Source organism: Coxiella-like endosymbiont, assembly GCF_002871095.1.
Classification (GTDB): domain Bacteria; phylum Pseudomonadota; class Gammaproteobacteria; order Coxiellales; family Coxiellaceae; genus Coxiella.
In genome coordinates, this window is record NZ_NSHJ01000048.1 from 1 (window position 1) to 991 (window position 991).

The following is a 991-nucleotide window of genomic DNA, read 5'->3' on the forward strand; positions in this document are numbered from 1 at the left end:
AAAAAAAATCTTACTAGAGATGGTTTAAACCATTTAAAAATTGTATTTAATCGAGCTAAAGGAGAATTTTAGGATCCAGCCTCAGCACACAATAGTGCCTCTCTCAAAGGTAAAGTAGCAATGGCTGCGCTTTAGCACAATCTATGTCCCCTGACTCTATTCCTATATTCCCCCTTTAATTTCTTGTTAAACATTTTTTCTATTTCACTTAGACTAAGCCTCACCTAATTTTATCGTTAAATATAGAGATCTTGGAAACTAGCATAAGGAAAATTTATCCTTCGCTCGTGGGTGGTTTTTGATTACTAGATGAGCACAGCCGTATCGTAAATTATTAATATTGGCGGCTTAAGACGAATTTTGCTAATGCTTCTAAACTGTAGCAAAAAGGAGAAGGGGATAATTGTTGTAATTAAATTTTTGCTTTTTCAATCTCTTGAAGAGCGTATTGTTGGGTATATTCTTGAGCTTTAGTATCAGAAATAATTTGCATGATGAAGAATAAATTTTTCAAGCTTCCTCTTTTAATAGTTTCACGAATAAGCTTAATTTTTCAAGAATTAGCTTTTTGTTTGGAGTAAATTCATGGTAATATCGTTTTTCCTTCTCCTAAATCATCGCTGATATTTTTATCCAACTTAGAAGAATCCTCACTGTAGTCGAGGAGGTCATTAATAATTTGGTAAGCCATTCCCACATAGAAGCCCAAAAAAGCCATCTCTTTTCGTATAGTTTTATTTTTCATTCCAATCATTGCTCCAATTTCGGCAGCAGCCGGAAATAATTCAACTGTTTTGCGGCGAAATCACTTCATAATAAGTCAACTCTTCAATGTTAAAATTGTTTTGATTATAAGCTGCCAGACTGCTCTTTTCGCAAGTTTGTTGTTTGTATTAGCTAATACTTTCATGATGGGAATATTGTTACGTTTAGTTAAAATCTGGAAGGCACGGGAATAGAGCAAGTCTCCCTAGGAATACACTTTCAAAAT

General features: G+C 33.9%; 1 pseudogene. It reads right to left on the bottom strand.

The features are described from left to right. Positions 1-583 precede the first annotated feature (583 nt). Positions 584-790 (bottom strand): annotated as a pseudogene (locus CLERM_RS00500) (polyprenyl synthetase family protein); the annotation flags it as partial. Between the last annotated feature and the right edge of the window lie 201 nt (positions 791-991).